The sequence below is a fragment of the Neochlamydia sp. EPS4 genome (genome assembly GCF_000813665.1).
Lineage (GTDB): Bacteria > Chlamydiota > Chlamydiia > Chlamydiales > Parachlamydiaceae > Neochlamydia.
In genome coordinates, this window is the sequence record NZ_JSDQ01000098.1 from 35,733 (window position 1) to 55,831 (window position 20,099).

11 protein-coding genes are annotated in these 20,099 nt (G+C 37.5%); 9 read left to right on the forward strand and 2 right to left on the reverse strand.

What is annotated here, in order from left to right:
• Window positions 1-220 precede the first annotated feature (220 nt).
• The gene (locus DB42_RS09665; protein ID WP_155117497.1) at window positions 221-3,085 is read left to right on the forward strand and encodes a valine--tRNA ligase; all 2,865 of its coding nucleotides are present in this window, start codon (window positions 221-223) and stop codon (window positions 3,083-3,085) included.
• Window positions 3,086-3,278: 193 nt separating this feature from the next.
• Window positions 3,279-3,638 carry a hypothetical protein gene (locus DB42_RS09670; protein WP_044882779.1) on the forward strand — a complete coding sequence of 120 codons (360 nt, stop codon included), beginning with the start codon at window positions 3,279-3,281 and terminating at the stop codon, window positions 3,636-3,638.
• 189 nt (window positions 3,639-3,827) lie between these two features.
• Here the strand turns inward: DB42_RS09670 and DB42_RS09675 are convergent, their stop codons facing one another.
• Window positions 3,828-4,271: a hypothetical protein gene (locus DB42_RS09675; protein WP_052436115.1), complete on the reverse strand. Its 444-nt coding sequence runs from the start codon at window positions 4,269-4,271 to the stop codon at window positions 3,828-3,830.
• Between the two features lie 13 nt (window positions 4,272-4,284).
• On the reverse strand, window positions 4,285-5,364 hold the full coding sequence (locus tag DB42_RS09680; protein WP_044882780.1) for a 3-deoxy-7-phosphoheptulonate synthase: 1,080 nt from the start codon (window positions 5,362-5,364) through the stop codon (window positions 4,285-4,287).
• 190 nt (window positions 5,365-5,554) lie between these two features.
• Here DB42_RS09680 and DB42_RS09685 point away from each other — a divergent pair, with 190 nt between their 5' ends.
• From DB42_RS09685 to DB42_RS09715, 7 genes are all read left to right on the forward strand, one after another.
• Entirely contained in the window at window positions 5,555-7,108 is a 1,554-nt protein-coding gene (locus DB42_RS09685; protein WP_044882781.1) for a hypothetical protein, read from the forward strand.
• A gap of 171 nt (window positions 7,109-7,279) precedes the next feature.
• A complete protein-coding gene (locus DB42_RS09690; protein WP_044882782.1) occupies window positions 7,280-8,671 on the forward strand; it encodes a sodium:alanine symporter family protein in 1,392 nt (463 codons plus the stop codon).
• 16 nt (window positions 8,672-8,687) lie between these two features.
• Window positions 8,688-10,085 (forward strand): sodium:alanine symporter family protein, encoded by a 1,398-nt coding sequence (locus DB42_RS09695; RefSeq protein WP_044882783.1) that lies wholly within the window; start codon window positions 8,688-8,690, stop codon window positions 10,083-10,085.
• Between the two features lie 620 nt (window positions 10,086-10,705).
• Window positions 10,706-11,344: a hypothetical protein gene (locus DB42_RS09700; protein WP_044882784.1), complete on the forward strand. Its 639-nt coding sequence runs from the start codon at window positions 10,706-10,708 to the stop codon at window positions 11,342-11,344.
• A gap of 29 nt (window positions 11,345-11,373) precedes the next feature.
• Window positions 11,374-18,336, forward strand: a complete 6,963-nt coding sequence (locus DB42_RS09705; protein WP_044882785.1) for an ankyrin repeat domain-containing protein — start codon at window positions 11,374-11,376, stop codon at window positions 18,334-18,336.
• Window positions 18,337-18,774: 438 nt separating this feature from the next.
• Window positions 18,775-19,581 carry a hypothetical protein gene (locus tag DB42_RS09710; RefSeq protein ID WP_044882786.1) on the forward strand — a complete coding sequence of 269 codons (807 nt, stop codon included), beginning with the start codon at window positions 18,775-18,777 and terminating at the stop codon, window positions 19,579-19,581.
• Between the two features lie 22 nt (window positions 19,582-19,603).
• The gene (locus DB42_RS09715; RefSeq protein ID WP_044882787.1) at window positions 19,604-20,098 is read left to right on the forward strand and encodes a hypothetical protein; all 495 of its coding nucleotides are present in this window, start codon (window positions 19,604-19,606) and stop codon (window positions 20,096-20,098) included.
• Window position 20,099: the final 1 nt, after the last annotated feature.

Sequence of the window (20,099 nt, forward strand, 5' to 3'; positions counted from 1 at the left end):
GCTTGCTAAACACATCCTGTGAAAGGCACTTTTAATTTCCCCTCTTATTTATAGAAAAATAATTTTAAATATTTTAACAATTGTTTGTTAACCACTTACATTGCCTAGTTGCTTAGATTAAAATAAAAACAGCTTAGCTTCCTTAAAAATCTTATAAAATGCATCTATTAAAAAATCGCGGCTTAGCTATAATCATGCTCTTCTATAAAATTGAGAGTTTATGATGAGCCAATTCCCTTTTGAATCTACCGAACTACCTAAAGCTTATGAGGCCAAAAATGTTGATGCCAAGTGGTTTAGATTTTGGGAAAGTAAAGGGTATTTTAGTGCTAATCCAAACTCTCCCAAAAAGCCTTTTTGCATTGTTATCCCTCCCCCTAACGTGACTGGCCAGCTTCATATGGGGCATGCACTTACTAATACTTTACAAGATGTTCTTATTCGCTGGAAGCGAATGTCTGGATTTGAAACTCTATGGGTTCCAGGTACTGACCATGCAGGTATTTCTACTCAAACAGTGGTAGAGCGTCATCTAATTAAAACTACTGGTAAAAAACGTAAAGATTTTTCCCGAGAAGAATTTCTACAACATGTTTGGAAATGGAAAGAAGAAAATGAAAGCCGTATAATCAACCAGTTAAAAAAAATGGGCTGTTCTTGTGATTGGGCACGTCAACGCTTTACCCTCGATGAAGGAAACAACCGCGCAGTCAAAACGATGTTTAAAAAACTTTATGAGATGGGGTTGATCTATCGCGGAGATTATCTGGTAAATTGGGATCCTGTAACCCAAACCGCTCTTGCGGATGACGAGGTAGAATATGAAGAAAAGCAATCTTTTCTATGGTTTTTCCAATATCCTTTAAGCGACGCTTCTGGTTTTGTAAGCTTTGCCACTACCCGTCCAGAAACTATGTTGGGCGATACAGCTCTTGCCGTATCCCCTAAAGATCCACGCTATGCACAGTGGATAGGTAAAACTGTCTATCACCCTTTAACTCAGCAACATATTCCCCTCATTGCCGATCATCTTGTAGATCCTGACTTTGGAACGGGAGTGGTCAAAATTACACCTGCACACGATCCTATCGACTATCAAATAGGTTTATCCCATCATCTTCCTTTTATTAATATCATGACACCCGATGGCAAAATTAACGAAAAAGGCGGAAAGTATGCGGGGTTATCTATGGAAGAAGCACGCCAAGCAGTGATAGAGGAGATGCAACAGCAAGGCCTTTTAAAACAAGTAGTTCCTCATCTTCACCGAGTAGGAGTTTCCTACCGTTCTAAAGCCATTATTCAGCCCTACATGTCTAAGCAATGGTTTATCAAGATGGAGGGCTTTGCTAAAAAATTACGTGCTGCTTTAACCGAAGAGCGCATCCATTTTATTCCTAAAAATTGGGAAAATACCTATCTCCATTGGATAGATAATTTACGTGATTGGTGCATTAGCCGACAGCTATGGTGGGGACACCGCATCCCTGTATGGTATCATCGTAAAAACCCTGAGAATATTATCTGCTATGAAGGAGAAGGATTGCCTCGGGAAATTGAGAAAAATCCATACGATTGGGTCCAGGAAGAAGATGTGTTGGATACCTGGTTTTCATCAGGCCTTTGGCCCTTTGCAGCCTTAGGATGGCCAGAACAGAACGCTGTACTTAAAAAGTTTTATCCTAATTCCGTGTTAATTACTGGCCATGATATTTTATTCTTTTGGGTAGCCCGTATGATTTTTATGGGTGAGCAGGCGATGGAACAAGTTCCTTTTCCTGATATTTATCTGCATGGCTTGATTTACGGCAAATCTTATTGGAGAAAGACAGCAGAAGGAGGAATCTCCTATCTTACCGATAAAGAACGCTTAGAGTATGATCTAGGTAAGCCGACCCCTCCCGATGTCCAATCAAATTGGGAAAAAATGTCCAAAACTAAAGGCAACGTCATTGATCCTTTAGAAATCATCGATGAGTATGGCACGGATGCGATGCGCATGGCTTTATGCGCTAGTGCTAATCAAGCGCGCGAGATCGATTTAGATCGACGACGTTTTGAAGAATTTCGTAATTTTGCTAACAAAATTTGGAATGGGGCCCGCTTTATTTTTATGAATCTTCAGGGAGAGCATTCTTTAAGTCCCGAAGAATTCGCTCAAGGACTTAATAAAAATATCCTTGCTCTAGAAGATCGCTGGATTCTTTCTGTACTTAATCGCGTGGTCGATAAGGTTAATACTAAATTAGCTCATTATCAATTTGATCAAGCTGCCTTGGAAGCCTACGATTTTTTCTGGAAAGAGTTTTGTTCTTATTATCTTGAGATCGCCAAACCCATACTTTTTGGTAAACAAGGAACAAGCGAAGACCGAAAAAACAAACAAAAGCTGTTAGCTATTGTACTTTGCCAGTCAATGCGTCTTATCCATCCTATGGCACCTTTTATCAGTGAAGAACTCTTTCAGCAACTCAAGCGTCTGCTAGGGACTAGCCCAAGACATACAGACGTGGATCTTTATACGCAAGAAGCTATAGAGGCATTACAGAGTCCAGCCTGTATTGTTGCCCCTTATCCCCAAGTGACTAATAAGCTAGATTGCCATGCTGAAATCGATCATGCTTTTAATATTATTGAAAATGTTGTTTACCTCATTCGCAACTTGCGAGGCGAAATGAAGCTACCTCTTAATACAGTTACCAATGTGCACATCGTAGGAAAAGAAGACGATAAACTTCTTCCTTTAATTAAAGAAAATACAAGCATTATTAAAGCATTGATAAAAATTAACGAATTTCATCTTCACTATGTGGAAAAAGAATTTGGACTTTCCTCCTCTACCTTCTATCAAAGTCTTAAAATCATTATTCCTATACCCGAAGAACTCATGAAGCAGGAAAAAGCTCGCCTGTTGAAAGAAAAAGAGCGTTTAAATTTGGCCATTGATAAAATTAATATACAATTGGCTAATCATGATTTTGTAGCCAAAGCTCCTGCCCCCTTGATTCAAAAACATACAGAGCAATTGGCACAAGCCAAGAAAAGCTTAGAGGAAGTTACTACAAAATTAAGCCAATTGACATAAATACAAGAATACTTAAGATTCACGCCTATCAAAAATTGTTTAAGAAATTTTATCTACCTACTAGGTAGATAAAATTTTGAACTGACTTAAAATAAATAAGTAGATGCACCCTTTTTAGTATAAATAAATTTTACTTACTTTAAGTTAATGACCTTATTATCATAAATGATAGCTTTAATATGGAGAGGTGGAAATGAGTGTACCAACTTACTCAGCTGTTTATTATGTTTTGGAAAGCGAACAAGGTGGCATCAACCCCTTGGCAATACGTCCACAAATAAAGAATCAAGGAAAAGTAATTGAGTGGGAAGATACAGGCCATGGATTTTGGAGCAAACTTAAGACAAGCCCTAGTACTAGAGATGAAATGATTTCTTATTGTCCTACAGAAATCATCGTTCCAATTTCAGATACTCATCAGCTTAAGCTTGTCTACCTTACTAAAGAAATTTTTGATAAATATATTTCTAAAAATGCAGCTATGCAACCCAAGTTTGAGACCACGCAAGAGCTGCAAAATTATTACTTAAATACCAATTTTTATGGATATTGAATTTTCAAATAATTAGCATTTTAATTATGTCAGAAGATAGGCATTATCGCTACCTTTGCAGGACTGCTCGGGCCCTTATTTGAATGGATTAGCCTTAATGACTAGACAGCTTAATTTTAGCTACCTTGGCGGATAGTGGCTGGAGCTATAAGTAAGGAATCGAGCTTATTAATAACCAATATCCCTTACTTAGTTTGATTCATCTTCTCCTACTCGAATAATTTCATGCCATAAATGATGCCGCCACTCTTCTACAACCCTGCCATCAGCTATTAAGTCAACTTTATAAGTTAATATTCCTTTAGTATTAAAGTAACGCTCATTCGCCAAAACATATAGGTATGAGCCATGGGATTTTTTTAAAGGAAGAGTTAATTTCACCTGCTCTTTATTGCGTAATTGAATATAGATATCTAAATGCAAATTCTCATTCTTTAAATAGGGATAAGGAAAAGACCAAGAGATTAGCAGTTGTTGTTCTACGGGCGGATTGGCAAGCATAGGATCGGGCGTTCCTACACGATAGCTTGCTAAAGATTCTTTTGTAAAATAGTAAGATTGGACGGATAAATAAGCGTTCTTAGAACATCCTCCCAAAACATATAAAAATAATACTAAACAAATGGTTCTCACATTACCTGCTTCTTTAAAAATTACAGCTTGCAGAATGCAAGGTCTGATTAAAGTTGTTCTCCATAGGAAGCGCATAGCGCATTTTATTATAAGCCTCACGAATAAGCGCGGCAGTCGTCTCCCAGTCTATACAGGGATCTGTAAGAGAAACCGCATAGCGTAGAAGCTGAGGGTTTTTCAACATGGGCTGATTACCTGCATGTAGATGGCTTTCTAACATTAGACCACGGATGGAAGCATTGCCCTCGATAATTTGATCAATGACTGAATGAAACACCTGGCATTGCTGCTCATGCAGACGCTTAGAGTTACCATGTGAGCAATCGATAAGAAAATTTAAAGGTAAATTAAATTTTGTCAAAGATTTTATAACCTGCGCAAGAGATGCAGAGTCAAAATTGGTACCCGAATCACTTCCCCTTAAAACTACATGCCCTTTAAAATTACCTTGTGTATGCATAACAGAGATTTGGCCCTCCTGATTTATTCCCATATAAGAGTGGGGCTGAGCAGAAGAAATAACACCATGAATAGCAACTTCTACATTTCCTTCTACACTATTTTTAAATGCTACTGGCATAGGCAAGCCAGAAGCCATTTGGCGATGTGTCTGAGAAGCTGAAGTGCGCGCTCCAATACATCCCCATGCAATTAGATCCTCAAGATAAGCACAAGAATGAGGCTCAAGAAATTCTGCAGCCGTGGGAATTTTTAAACGGGCAAGATCTATTAAAAGTTGCCTTGTTAATTTAAGGCCCTGTTCGATATTATTGCTATTGTTAAGTTCAGGATCATGTAAAAAACCTTTCCAGCCCACAACAGTACGAGGTTTCTCAAAATAGGTGCGCATGACAAGTAAAAATTGGTCGGCAACTTCATGCATTAAAAGTTTTAATTTAAAAGCATATTCACGTATAGAATTCATATCATGAATAGAACAAGGTCCCACAATAATCAGATGCCTTCGATCTTTCCCTTCCAAAATATTAGAAATTTCTTTTCGTGCATTTTCTATAAAGAGGATGGCTTCAGCATCTAAAGGATATAATGTTTTTAACTCCCTCGGCGACGGAAGTGGTTTATAATGAAGCATAAGCTCTTATTAAATTAAAGGTAGATTGAAAAGCTGAAGGTTAGCAAAAAGCAAGATTAAATACCAACTAGGATACAAAGCCTGATCACAGACTTTTTCTTTTTTATAAGCTATATAATATTTTTAAAAACATTTACTAATAAAAAAATTTAAAACTTTTTATAATGAACAAACCCCCTACTTCTTAAAAATGCAAAAACTTAAGTTAGTCTTCGAAAAGCTGCGAAAACAATATTCTTCTATTAAAGCCCTTAAGCCTTACCCTGAAATTGATTGGCTCCCTATTGAAAGTAGTGGCTCGGAAAACTTTAGTGCTAATTATGCTGCAGGAAGGATAACAATAAAAGCTCAAGGCTATCTAGGCGCGATTTATGCTCTCCAACAAATTCATACTGGAATACGCAGCGGCCATCTTGCCGATTTTTTAGGGCATATTAAACCTCGATTTAATATTCGCCCTTTATGGATAGAAGATTCTGTTAAAGCTCTTTTAGGCGAGCCTCATAAAATAGAAGCATTTGCTACAGCCGTGTTGGAATTAGGATATAATACCATTATTGTTGATCAGTCTAATGATCAAATAAATCTTACGAGCCTTTGTGCAGCTTTGCAAAGTTATGGACTAAAAGTTGTTCTAAAGCTTTCGCATTTTCAAGCTCAGCACCAAGCTATTTGCTCACCTTTAATCCCAGATTATAGCGATAAAGTTAAAAGCTACATTAGCCAAATCTCCTCTCAAAATGCCCATTATGATTTTCTTTTTTGGGAAAGTCAATGGCAGCGTCCTGAATTTTTAGAAGCCCCAGGTGTGGATTTTTATACTCTACCCGAAGTAGTCTTAGAAGAAGCCCACTTATTGGAAAATATTTTAGAAAAATCTAAAACTTTAATTTTCTATGTGCCTGCAGATGAAGAAGAATCTGCTCAGCAAAGTGCTATCTGGATGTCACGTCTAGCTATCGATTTACGACAGAACACTATTTTAGCTTATTCTGCGACTGCTGGAGATTGCTTGCTTAATAATCAATCCCCACATCCTTTTTGGAATCAACTCCGTCATCAAATTGAGAAATCTTTCTCCCCTTTAATGCCTATCCTCAATGTAGGGCAAGTGCCTCAAAGTAAGGGCTTATGGCCTCTTTTAGTTGATGATTTAATTGATGAATACATGTTACGTTGCCAAAATGAAGGTTTTTTAGGAGTCTTATGCGTAGCTAATCAACTGCCCGCTAAAAAAGGAATTCACCACTGTAACCTATGGACAGCTTCCCAAATGATGTGGAACGCCCAGATACCTGCCTTTATGTGGGTAGAAACATGGTTTTCCGCTCATCGTCCTGATTGGAATTACAATTTTTATGCCCCTTTTTTGTGCCAAATAGGCTTATTATCAAAACAGCTAAGCCTACTGCGTTCTTTGGCTAAGCAACAAAGTGCCGGTCATCTATCTAGCCAGGAGTGCCGCTTATTTATAGATTCTCTTCTTATCCAGATCGATGCCCTTATCAGTAGAATGGATAGAGAAGAAAGAAAATGCTTACAAAAAAGTGAAAATACCCCTCTTGGAGAATACTTCAAATTTTTCGCTGAAGATGCTCGTTTTATTATTTTGCAGATTCTCCCCGACCTTAACCTATCACTTCCTCATTCACTTAAAGAAAAAGATATGAAAGGCTCTTTAGAGCAGCGCTCAAAACATCGCCTGCTGCATGAGCAAAAGCAAGGAAAGGAATTTCTTTTTTAACTTCTTTACCCACTCTTCTAAAGTGGCCTTAAAATCTAAAGAGATTAACTCATATGAAAAGCCTTTAATATAATTTTTAGTTTAATCGCTTAGCTACTGCTAACCGCTTTAGACTTTAATAAAAAGCTTTTTTAAGATATCCTTTTCCTTCCCCAAACAAAGGACTTCCTGATGGAAAATGTGGATATTTTTCTGAGTAACTTTAAAAACGCTATCTGGAGTGCACCTCTTCTTATTTTTCTTATCGGCACCGGAGCTTACTTGACCATTATTTTGAAAGGTGTGCAGTTTCGTTATCTCGGTTATGCAATCAAACAAGTATTTGCCCGCACGCGCCAAAATTCTCAAGGAGATATTAGCCCTTTTGAGGCTTTAATGACCTCTTTAGCAGGCGCTATTGGAACAGGAGCAATTGTGGGAGTAGCTACAGGTTTAGCTGTCGGTGGCTTAGGTTCAATTTTTTGGATGTGGATAACAGCATTTGTAGGAATGGCTACTAAATATGCAGAATCTATATTAGCCGTAAAATATCGGATAAAAGATGACCGTGGCGAGATGATGGGTGGCCCCATGCAGTATATTGAGAAAGGGTTGGGCTGGAAATGGATGGCTCTCCTGTTTGCTCTTTTAGGAGCTTTAGCAGCAATCACCACTGGCAATCTAGTACAAGTTAATGCTATTACCGAGGCTATTCAACATCTTAAAGCGGTGGATCCTTTTTGGACAGGAATTGTACTAGCCGGCATTACAGGATTAGTCATTATTGGAGGAGTTAAAAGTATTGGCCATGTTGCCGGAGTATTAGTCCCTATTATGGCTTTATTTTATATTATCGGCGGTCTTATTGTGATTACTTTTCATTTTGATAAAATTCCCCATGCTTTTGGACTCATCATTAAAACTGCTTTTACAGGGCAAGGGGCAACCGGTGGATTTGTAGGAGCTACTCTTATGATGGCTATACAATCAGGGGTCTCGCGTAGCGTATTTTCCAATGAAGCAGGTTTAGGGATTTCATCTATAGCGGCGGCGGCTGCCAAAACCGATAGCCCTGGGCGTCAAGGCATGATTACGATGACAGGCGCTTTAATTTCTACAGTGATTGTTTGCACAGTAACGGGCCTTGTATTAGCTGTTACCCAGGTGCAAGGAGCTATCAACGATTCAGGAGAGGTTTTAAATGGGGCTGCGATGGCATTTGCAGCCTTTGAATCCACCATCCCTGGCGGCAGTTATATCGTTTCTATTGGCCTTATTTTATTTGCTTTTTCTACCGTACTGGCTTGGGCCTACTATGGAGAAAAATGCTTTGAATACATTTTTGGCATTAATTCTGTAAATGTTTATCGCATTTTATTCACCTTGATTATTATTCCAAGTGCTGTAACCAAGATGGAAATCGCTTGGTATTTAGCAGATATTACCAATGGATTAATGGTCATCCCTAATCTAATTTCCTTGATAGGTTTATCGGCAGTGGTTGTGGCAGAAAATGAACGTTTCTTAGCTTTAGTTCAAAAAGAAAGATTAGCCTTACAAAAAACCTTTGAATCGAAGCAATAACTAGGACTTCATAGAAATGGCAACCACAGATTTAGAATTAAGCTCTTTGCTTCTGCATACTTTAGATAATATTTACAGTTGGATATGGGGGGCGCCCCTATTGATCTTGTTGGTAGGAGTTGGACTCTATCTTACAATAGCCTTAAAAGGCTTACAATTTCGCTACCTCCCCTATGCCTTAAAAATAGCTTTTGGCAGACAAAAAGATGTATCAGGTCAAGGTGATATTAGCCATTTTGAGTCTTTAATGACGGCTTTAGCAGCTACCATAGGAATAGGAAATATTGCGGGTGTAGCCACAGCTATTGCCATAGGCGGCTTAGGGGCACTTTTCTGGATGTGGGTCACCGCACTGATAGGTATGGCCATTAAATATGCTGAAGCCATTTTAGCTGTTAAATATCGCAAGGTGGATGGACGAGGCGAAATGTGTGGCGGGCCCATGTATTTCATCGAATATGGATTAGGATGGAAGTGGCTTTCGGTGTTATTTGCAATTTTTGGAGCCATTGGAACGTTTGGAGGCGGTAATATGCTTCAAGCCAACTCTGTGGCAGATGTAATGAAAAATGTCTTTCACATCGAGCCCTGGGTGACTGGCTTCATTGTAGCACTTTTAACAGGGGCTACTCTCTTGGGAGGAATTAAATCGATTGGTAAGGTGGCCGGTTTATTAGTTCCTTTCATGGCCATCATTTATATTGGCGGTGCAGGCGTGATACTGTGTAAATATTATGATCGCTTACCTGCCGCTTTATCACACATTTTCCAGTATGCCTTTTCAGGGCAAGCCGCCTTTGGGGGATTTGCAGGTTCGACCATGTTAATGGCTATTCAGGTGGGTGTCAGCCGTGGCCTCATGACTAGCGAAGCAGGATTAGGAACAGCATCGATTGCTGCCGCTGCCGCCAAAACAGATTTACCAGGACGCCAAGCTTTAGTTTCTATGACAGGATGCTTTTTAGCCACCATTGTAATGTGTAGCGCCACGGCCTTGGTCCTAGGGGTCACCGAAGTTTTTGGTAGTTTAGATGCAGAGGGCAAGCTCCTCAATGGAGCTTCGATGACCGTCGCAGCTTTTAACCAAACATTTTCGGGAGGAGCTTATGTGGTAACTCTAGGCCTTGTGCTCTTTGCTTTTACCACTCTCTTAGGATGGGCTTATTATGGAGAAAAATGTGTAGAATATCTACTAGGCTCTAAATCCGTCCCTTTTTATAGGGCTATTTTTACATTAGTAGTCATTCCTGGCGCCATCTTAGAGCTTGATGTCGTTTGGAAAATCTCTGATATATGCAATGGCTTAATGGCTTTTCCAAACTTAATTGGCCTCTGTGCCTTGTCAAAAGTAGTGATCGCTGAAAGCCGCTCATTTCTTAAAGTGCTTTCCCGTGAACAAGAAGGTAGGGCTTAAAGCTTTTTTCTTAAGTTAAACTGCCTCTCTAGCAATGCAGCTATAATCCAAGTAGGATAATCGGGTTAGAAAGAAGAATAAGATTAAATTAAGAAAGCGCTTCTTAAAATCGGCCACTAATCATTTTATTTTGCTCTTTGGCATATCGGTTATATTTTTTTAAGCAGCTCTTTATATAATCATGTGCTTAAAAAAAACTATAACCTTAATTTAAGAGAGTTAGCTATAAAAGGTTTAAATTCCGTCTTGAAAGCATAGAGTTGTTTTTCTTAAAGCGTATTAATAAATCATATTAAACCTTTCTAGCTTAAAAGTTACTCATCTTGCACACCTTCGCTTTTTAGCTGCACCATAGAATCTAAAACGTTAGTTGCCAGCTACCTATTAACCCAACTCTTTTAACAATCTTCTTTGATAAACTATAAATCATTCTATTATCAAATAAACACGCTGTTTAGTTTTTTTTCAGAGGGAAAACTAATAAAAACAAATATTAGTAAAAGTAATACTTGTTTTATTTTACCTAAAACAATAAGATTCGTATTTATATAATGTATTATCTTATATGAAAATTAGGCTAACTTTAATCTTATAACGCTTATTAGGGGATCAACAAAGACATGTCAAAAAAAATGCGCAGAGCAAGCGATTTATCCCATGAAGCAAAATGGGGTAGACTAACACCTGAAGAAATTGCCTATGTGGAACAAAAACTTCAAGATAAGAAGGCTGATGAAGATGAGGATTTACCTACATGGATATTTATTGTAGGCAGATTAGCATTGATACGTCACCGCCCTTTACTGGAAAAATTTCTTTATCATCAAATGGAACCATGGGTATGCATACAAGCTTTAAGAGCCCTGTGCACTTACTGGGAGTACACTCAAGATTACTTAAAAGAACTTAAAATGTTTATTAGAGGTGTAGAATGGGATCCTCATGATGATATACGCTTATGGGCGTTAAGCATTGCCGGAGATTTTCTTAAAGAACATTATGATCCAGAGCTTTTACAGCTTTTATTAGATGTCTTTGAGAAGCTAGGAAAATTGGATAGCCTGCAAGAGCAAAGAGAATATGCCCGTGAATTCATACAAAGCTGCGCCTTTAAAGCTTTAGCTATCGCTTCGGGAAAAAAATACGATGAAATTTTAGATACTGATGATATAGAAAATTGCCTCCTCAACGGTCAAATGGAGCTTTTAGATTTAAGTGTGCTAAAAAAAGCTCGCCAAAGGCTCCAGCAAAAATTTTAATTACCTTTCTAATAAAGGAAGAATAAAAAATGGTTAACTCGCCTTCACAATCTACTTTGCATCTTCCTTTGAATCTCTCTATCCGGGAAGGGTTTACAAATAAACGTATTCAACCTATCAACTACGATAAGGTGCATTTTTTAAAGCAAAAATTAATTCCCCTAATACTTCCCTTTTATGATATTGAGGGCCGCCTCATTCAGCTTTGGAAAATGGATGATAAAATGATAGGAGCTGTGTTAGATAGAGAAGGACAGTTGGTGATTGTACCTGAAAAAAAGATCATTAATTCTTTAAACTCCCAGGAGCCACCGGCTAAACTTATTACTCGTTTAACAAGCTGTAGCTTGCGTAAGTGGGATATCGCCTATGATGTTAATACCCTAAGCCTTTCTATCTGGCCCCATCTTGAAGCAGCAGGTAAGCACAATTATACTTTAACGGGAAAGATTGATAGAAAAAAATATGATCAGGTCCCTCCTCAGGAAGTAATTAAGGATGCGTATAAGCGCTTAATAAACCTGACTGAGAATGGAGCCTTGAATCGTTATCACTATACAGCTTATCGAAAAGAAGCACAAGGCATAGTACTATTAAACAGAGAAGGCAAACCTCTCATAAACCGCAAAAACGGTAAACCTTATGATCATATAAAAGATGTTGAAGGCTACCAAGAAGGTGGAAAAAACCTTATAAGAGATATCAGGTTACGCTTGCGTTTTGATGATCTTACAGCCGATGAGAGAAAAGAGCTTGAAAGTATTTTAGCTAAAACAAGTAGAATTTTAGATGATTCATACAAATTTACCACTAAAGCAGCCACTCCAGCCCATAAGCAATTCTATCAAACCTTGCAACAAACGCGGCTGACAAGTTCTTATAACTCTACCCATCCCCATTCTCCTATTCCTGCTAAAGGTGGAGCAGAAGGAGAGATTGGCGGAGTAGCCTGTAGTATGGAATATATTGAAGGCTTATTCGATTCACCGGACGCTTTATTTGAGAACATTCACTTTTTCTGCACCCCCCAACTCCCTGAAGGAGAATTTCCTTTTTCAAATGAAGAGCTTCAGCACATTTTGCGAGAGCTAGCTTTAGGGATTTATGTAGATAATGCTATACCTTTTTTCAGCTTACATTTCAAACAGGGAACAGCTGATCTATTTCCCGTCATTCATCCAGCTTATGAAAATACTCTCGTAGGTCGTGTAATCAGCATGCTAGATTATATGATGAAGGGTTACCTAAATGGGGGCATTTATTCCGAAGAGTTCGTAGATGAATGGTATAAAAATCCAGACTGGAATAAAAAGTCGTCTTCTGCTTTAGAAAAGCTTATAAGCTTCGAAGAATACTGCAAAGCTTATTTAAAAGATGGAGATAAAAATTATTTTGCGGTTAATGGCTTAACTCATTTAATTAAAAGTAAAAGATTATGGGATAAAATCCATGATGCTCTTTTTGTAGATGAGCCCCACGAAAAAATTTTTGAAAGTCAGGAGGGATTCAAAAATTCATTTAGAATTATTGCCAAACAAAATAGTTATCGTAAAGAAGAAAACTTATTCTTAATAGATACAGATTTTGAGGTTCGCTATACCATAGAACCTTCTCCAGCCTACAATGAAGCGCTCGCAAAGCATGTGAGAAAATATGGATGTATGCCTGCAGCCTATACCGATTTGGAAAATGCTTATGAACTCATGTCAGAAAGAATTCACAATCATATGGTCAAGATGCCTCTTTGTCGCCATTATTTTTCTATGCTTGGGATCATCAATTTTTTTTCTAGTTATTTTTCCACATTAAAAAAATATGGCAAAATTCCTATCTTACCATCATGTGAGCAATCTCTTGCGCACGGATGCCCTCCCTTATTTCCTTATCTTCCTATCTCTATACACCATACAGAAAAGCTTGAAGTTAATAAACGTGAGATCATGCGTCAATTTTTGAAAAGCCACGAAGGAAAGCTAAAAAACTACTTTAAAAACCTTAGCGAGCTAATGCTACTTCATAGAGAAGAAGAAAATTTAGAAAAAAAGTTTTTTTTAGATCAAAAAACAGTCCTCCTTGATCTCTTACAAGAAATCGTCAAAAAAAATGCTTTTCAACATGCTAATTTGTCGGTTCAAACTTTTTTAAATCAAAATGATCTATTCCAACCTACTTATAAACGAGTAGCTTCTCTTTATTTTGAGCAAATTCTATCAGACTACGTTGAAATTTTAAAAAATTTAAAAAACAATTATTACTCCTTGAAACTTAGTGAGCCAAAGGCTAGAGCCCTTTTATATGCCAAACTTTTTGAGTGGATTTTTGATATAAGTAAAATTAGCAATAACTCTGTTACTCTTAATAAACTTCAATATGAACAAATTCATACTTCACCCCAGGTTAGCAAAGAGATCAAAGAAAAGTCCAAAAGAGTGGTAGGAGGTTGCGGAATGGAGCTAGCCACCGAGCAGATACAAGGTTCTCCCCTGGCCAATACCATTGTCCACGATAACTGGAGCAAATTACATGAATTAATTCCCGAGACATGGACTAAAATAAAAAGCGAAAATTTCCAAGGAGCTGCTTTTAGTTTAATGCATGAAGATGCTCCCCTAGAATGGATTCAAAACTACAGTTGGATGGAATCCTATCTTCTAGTCCCTAAAGGAAGTGACTGGAAAGTGGTAGAGCAAAGGCAAAAGCTTGAAGAAGCTATCCAGGCAGACCAAAAAGATGAATTTATGAAATTAATGGCAACAAAGCCGCCTTTGCATAAAATGGTCGATAGATATAAAAGAACACTTCTCCATATTGCTGCTTTAGCTAGAAATCCTTTTTATTTGGACACTTTATTGAGTCAAACTCTAGCCTGTGAGTTAAAGGATGTGCACGGCTATTTACCTATCCACTATGCTGCTATGGCAGGAAATGTAAAACACCTAGAGTTATTATTAAAAAAGAATGCAAATTTGCTCTCTGCAGCAAGCAATAATGGATCGACTGCTTTAATTGTCGCTATTCAACATCAACAGCTAGAGTTCATACATCATTTATTAAAACGGAAAACTGTCTTAGCTACTCTCACTGGCGGATATACAGAATTGCATTGCGCCTTACATGAGGGAGACCTTTCAATCATTCACAGGCTATTGGAAAGTAAATCTATCGTCAATTCTTGCATAAACATTTGCTCTGCTGAAGGAGGAACTCCCCTGATGATGGCTTGCGAGCATAATTTAGTGGAAGTAGCAAGCATTTTACTTGAAAAAGGAGCCGATCCATCTATTAAGCGCCAAGATGGCGTTACAGCTATAGAAATTGCTATAAGGAATAATTGCCTTCCTATCCTTAAATTACTTTTTCAAGCCACCCAACCCTCTTCTCTTGCCATTGAAGCAGCCGCGCAAGAAGGATCCTCTGAAGTTATAGAGTTTGTAGCACTTAATACTCCTAAATTTAGCCAATATAAAAGCTGCTGTGGCGATACTCCCTTACATATTGCACTCCGTTATGGCAATCTTTCTGCAGCACAGCTCTTAATCAATTTTACAGAAGATTTAAATAGCGTTAATATAGAAAATGAAACACCTTTCAGCATAGCTGCTTCCCTAGGAGCTTGGTCTATTGTCAAAGAACTTTTCAAAAAACATGCCTCCATCTACCCACGGCCCTTATTAGCAAGCACCTATAACGCCTGCATAAAAAAAATATTTAATTCTATAGATATATCTTCCGAGGAGCTAGATAAGTATACGCTATTAGCCGCGCAGGCAGGAAGTTATGAGATTATTTCACTCATTTTCAAACCTATGGGAGCAAATTTAGAAGCCATCGAAGGACCTAACGGATGGAAGCTGTTACATTATCTTGCAAAGGCTGATGGTATCTTTCTTTTTAGAAGTTTGATTTATAAGGTAAAAGATAGAATGCAACCGTTAGAAAAAGAATATGGTAAAACACTTGCTTATATTGCTGCAGAAAATGGAAGCTTGCGTGTATTGCATTTCCTTATTCAGATAGTAAAGAAAAACAATATTTCTTTAGAAAATCATTATGGAAAAAAACACCTTTTCTATGCAGCTATGAAATCAGGGCAGCAGGCTTGCATTGAACTGCTGTTGAAGAGCTTTACAACCATCGATTTAGTCAACATTCCTCTTGATGATCGTAATTGCTGTGCTTCTCATTTAGCTGCTCAAACAGGTTCACAGGCATTAGTACAGTTATTGGTAGAAAAAGGTGCCAACCTTTCAAAAATAGACGATAAGAACTATTCTCCCTTATTTTATGCTATTCGATCCAATAGCTTAGAATTAGTCACATTCCTACTCAAGCACAAAATCCTTATAAGTGGAGAGGATTTATGTGAAGCTGCACGAAAAGATGATGAAAGAATTTTTGATTTATTAATGCTTACCAAGCCTCCACAAGCTGTTTTAGACGATGCTTTATATGAGGCCATTCTTCATCATTCTAAGAAAGCTTTTTTTCTCTTACGCAAGAATTTTGCCTCCTTTAACTATGCTAACCCCTATGGATGGACTCCTACAATGTTAGCTGCATTTCGAGGAGATAAGGAAATTCTTGAAGCCATCTTACATACAGGCTTTCTAGATAAGAGAACTACTCATTCTGATTATAATGCTTTGCATCTAGCTTGTTCACAGGGAAATCCTCACAGTGTTCAGCTTCTTCTAAATGCGGGATTTCTGAATGAAGGCCACAAATCTGGTAAATCTAATCTAGAGCTTGCTTGCAAGCATCCAGGTGTAGTTGCTATTTTAAACAATAAGACAGCCGAAAGAGATTTAAGGGTTAGTAAGTTTTATCAAATGTTGAATAATGATGATGTCAATGGTTTACTAGAAATTTTCCCTCAGTTTGATTCTAAGGAGATAATCTTCTCGCCTGATAACTTTTCTAATTATTGGGGAACTTATCTACATTGTATTCTTCAATTTTCTAAAAAGGATAATGTTCGCTTTCTTATAAGCGAATTATTAAAATATCCCGTTCTTATACATAAAGTAAGTGATAGTAATGGAGATACAGTCGCCCACCTGCTTGCCAAAAACAATCTATCTCTTTTGAGCATTCCTGCTAATGAATTAACTATAAAAAACCATAAAGGAAGCACCCCTCTCCATTTAGCAGCGGAATACTGCAATCTTGTAGAGTTAAAAACACTTATTCAACAGCTTAAAAAGAAAGATTTAAATAGAAAAGATAATGAGGGGCGTACCCCCCTCTTTTATGCTATACGGAACAATACTCCAACTAGTAAAGAAAACATTCGTATACTTGCTGAATTTGGAGCCAATCTTGAACATTATGACTTTGAGCGGATAACACCACTGATTTTTGCATGCAAGCGTAATAAATCCCTTGCCGTTAATGCTCTCTTAAAATATGGAGCTTGCCCCAATCAAATAGGAACGTTAGAAAAGGTAACGCCTTTATCTATCTCTTTGGCCTTAGAAAGAGAGGAAATCGCTCGCCATCTCCTTCTCAAGGGGGCCAATCCTCATATTATAGATGAAAAGGAAATTAACATTATTACTCTTCCAGGAGCAAAGCGAGTGCTCAAGCTATTGATGGCACGCCAAGAGGCATGTAATAATACCTCTCGCTCAAGCCTAGAACCTGCCCATCTTGCAGCTTATCATGGCCAAACAGATATTTTATCCAACTTAAAACAATTAGGTGTTTCTTTAGATACCCGCGTAGAATTACAAGCATCAGAAAATTTAAATGATTTGCCTGATAATGACAGCCTTCTTCAAGGAGCCACTCCCCTTCATTTGGCCATCTTTAATGGCCAAGCAGAAACTGCCAGATGGCTACTAAAACAGCAAGTTCAAGTCCAATCAAAAACTGATCAAGGCTTAGATGTTTTATCATTTGCTGCTATGAACAAAGCTGCCAAGCCGCTCTTAGAGATATTCTATAAATATCGTATTTCAAAAAATGTTGAAAGCCTCAATCAAGCTGCTCGAATAGCAATCTCTCAGGATAATATTGAGGCCGTCATTTATCTCTATCAGCATGGTATCACTCCTAATACTTTATTAAAGCCCTATCATACAGGCTTGCATATTGCTTGCATGCAAGGAGCCTTGCAAAGCACAGCATGGCTCTTACAGAATGGTGCGGATCCATGGGCAAATGGTCCTCTAAACAAAAATGCTTTTGAATTAGCGGCAGAAAATGGCTCTTATACACACTTTCGACTTTTGATTGGATTTGCACGGCCGGATTTAGATGAAACTAATCACGAAGGTAAAACATTGATGCATTTAGCTGCCACAGCTAGAAACTTCAACCATATCGTAATTTTAATTTTAAATCATGCCAACTTAGACATCCAAGATGATACCGGATTAACTCCCTTACATAGTGCAGCTCAAAAAGGCCAGGTAGAGATTGTTCGCTTACTATTAACTTGCGGTGCAAATCAAGAAATTTGCAATGTTGAAGGCAAACGTCCTATTGATTTGGTTGCCGAAGATAACCATACCTTACGTCGTGTCTTCAAAAAATATCAAAAGTTGGATAGAAAAAAGAAGAAAAATGAAACACTTTTACATCGAGCCGTAAGAAGTAATTACCCGCTAGCTATTCCTCTCTTATCTCGTACACAATATATCAACGAACAAGACAGTGAAGGCAGTTCTGCTTTACATTTAGCTGTAAGAAAAGGACAAACAGAATCTGTGCGCCGCCTTTTGCACTCTCAATCACCTGTTAATATTGATGTGGATATTTGTGATAAACACTACCGTACGCCTTTATGGTATGCCTGTGTGCAAAAACAACATTTTGATATCGCCAAATTACTCATTAAGGCAGGAGCTCATGCATTATATCCAGATATTTCGGCCTTAAATATTATCCAACAGGTAGAGAAAATAAACTTTGAGGGAAAGGAAAAACTTTTAAATTTATTAAATAATGAGGCCAAAAAATTCCTTCATAAAATAGGACCTCTAATATAACTAAAAAAACCTAAGGCTATTAAAAGAGGAAACTTAAGTACAATTGCCAGGCTTAATTTTAGGCTAATATATAACACGCTGGCCACTTGGATAAAACAAAAGCAACAAGATAATTGGCTGTTAAAAGACGAGAGATGAAATCAGTAAGTTAAGGCTATTAGGTTAAAATATATAAGGGAAATAGCACTGCATAATTTAAGGACAAACACCCTATTCAACATTACCCTAGCTACCTCTCTTTATGCTTATATAAACATAAAATAATTAATAAGAAAAACACTTTTTTATAAGAAAAGAAAGGAAAATAGGCGAAGCAAATTTAAATAAAGGCTGAAGAAATTTTCAGAGTTTGACCCAGTATAATTCACTGTTCAGATGGTGCTTAAGCATATATATAGGATAAAAAAAATTTAACTCATTATATAAGGAAATAATTTTATGTCTCTTACCGTTTCTTTTTCTTGCACTCGTATCCGTGCTAAATATGACGGAAAAAAGCTTTCTTTAGTTAAAAAAAATTCAAAATTGAACTGGAAAAAAAATCCCGTTTTGATGACTGCCGAAGAAAAGAGAGCCATAAACTTTGAGCATATTATGGCAATTCTTCAAGGAGACTCTCTATTGCCTTCTGCCTTAGCAGGCTTAGATCCAAAAAAATTATCACCAGAAATTTCAATGCTCGACCGAATTTATAGAAATGCTATTGATCACTATATAAAGACTTTAAAAGATGCTTCCGGCTCAGATACTAACAATTTAAAAAAATTAAGAAGCCGACATCAATGGACATGGGTCAAAATAGCAGTCGCAGGAGCTGTTGTTTTAGGCGGTACAGGAGCACTGGGAGGAGCTTTGGCGGGAGGAGGTATAGGTGCAGTGCCCGCCGGAACAATAACTTTTGCATGCGGGTTGTTAGGAAGTAGCTTTTCTGCACGAAAGCTAGTGGACACTTTTATTTTGCGCGAAGGAAGTACACATCGATTAAAGTGGATTCAATCCATAGACCTAGCTGAAAAAAATAGGTTAGAGAACATGCAAGTACATTTAGAATTGAGCGCCGCACGGGTGTTAAAAGAGCTTCAGGAATTAGAAAAAGATGAAGAATGTTCGGTTGATTTATTTAGAACGCTACAGCAGCATTTTTTAGTTAACCAAGCTTTGTTTCCACAACAAGCTTTTATTATAGAAGGCGTAGATATAGCTACTTTTCTCCTTCAGTTAAAAGATAAATTTGCTTTCTCCTAACTATGCCAGAAGAGGAACTTATATGTTTGCCCTTTTCCAAAATATATCTAATGATTTTAAAAAATATTTTTCTAATTTATGGGTGGAAAAAGAAGATCCGCTTGACACCGAGGCAAGAATAGAATGTGAAAGGCTTAGACCTGAGATTGAAGAATTAAAGCGAAAAACCTTTCTCCTGGATACCTTTATAAACGAAAGGCCAGAGCTAAAAAATAAATGCTTAGAATATTACCATAAATATAAACATTTTTTCATCAAGAATCAAAGGGGTTCTCCAAGAACAAGGCTTGCTATTGATCTTGACCTTAATAATCCTGTGGATCAATTAAATATTCTAGAAGTAGAGAAAATCGATCTTGAGTATGAATTAGATCAACGCATAGATTTCATCCCAAGCTTTAAAGAAGTTTACGCCTTATTTGAAAAGCATGTGCTAGAAGCAGAAAAAGCTGCAAAAGGTGCAGGAAATGTTTTTCCTCTTCTTTTAACACAAGCTTTGGAAAACAAGGAAGATTGAA

Bases quoted from the DNA above. Each gene is read 5' to 3' on its own strand.
- DB42_RS09665 (WP_155117497.1), top strand. From the start codon at position 221: ATGATGAGCCAATTCCCTTTTGAATCTACCGAACTACCTAAAGCTTAT.
- DB42_RS09670 (WP_044882779.1), top strand. From the start codon at position 3,279: ATGAGTGTACCAACTTACTCAGCTGTTTATTATGTTTTGGAAAGCGAA.
- DB42_RS09680 (WP_044882780.1), bottom strand. From the start codon at position 5,364: ATGCTTCATTATAAACCACTTCCGTCGCCGAGGGAGTTAAAAACATTA.
- DB42_RS09685 (WP_044882781.1), top strand. From the start codon at position 5,555: ATGCAAAAACTTAAGTTAGTCTTCGAAAAGCTGCGAAAACAATATTCT.
- DB42_RS09690 (WP_044882782.1), top strand. From the start codon at position 7,280: ATGGAAAATGTGGATATTTTTCTGAGTAACTTTAAAAACGCTATCTGG.
- DB42_RS09695 (WP_044882783.1), top strand. From the start codon at position 8,688: ATGGCAACCACAGATTTAGAATTAAGCTCTTTGCTTCTGCATACTTTA.
- DB42_RS09700 (WP_044882784.1), top strand. From the start codon at position 10,706: ATGTCAAAAAAAATGCGCAGAGCAAGCGATTTATCCCATGAAGCAAAA.
- DB42_RS09705 (WP_044882785.1), top strand. From the start codon at position 11,374: ATGGTTAACTCGCCTTCACAATCTACTTTGCATCTTCCTTTGAATCTC.
- DB42_RS09710 (WP_044882786.1), top strand. From the start codon at position 18,775: ATGTCTCTTACCGTTTCTTTTTCTTGCACTCGTATCCGTGCTAAATAT.
- DB42_RS09715 (WP_044882787.1), top strand. From the start codon at position 19,604: ATGTTTGCCCTTTTCCAAAATATATCTAATGATTTTAAAAAATATTTT.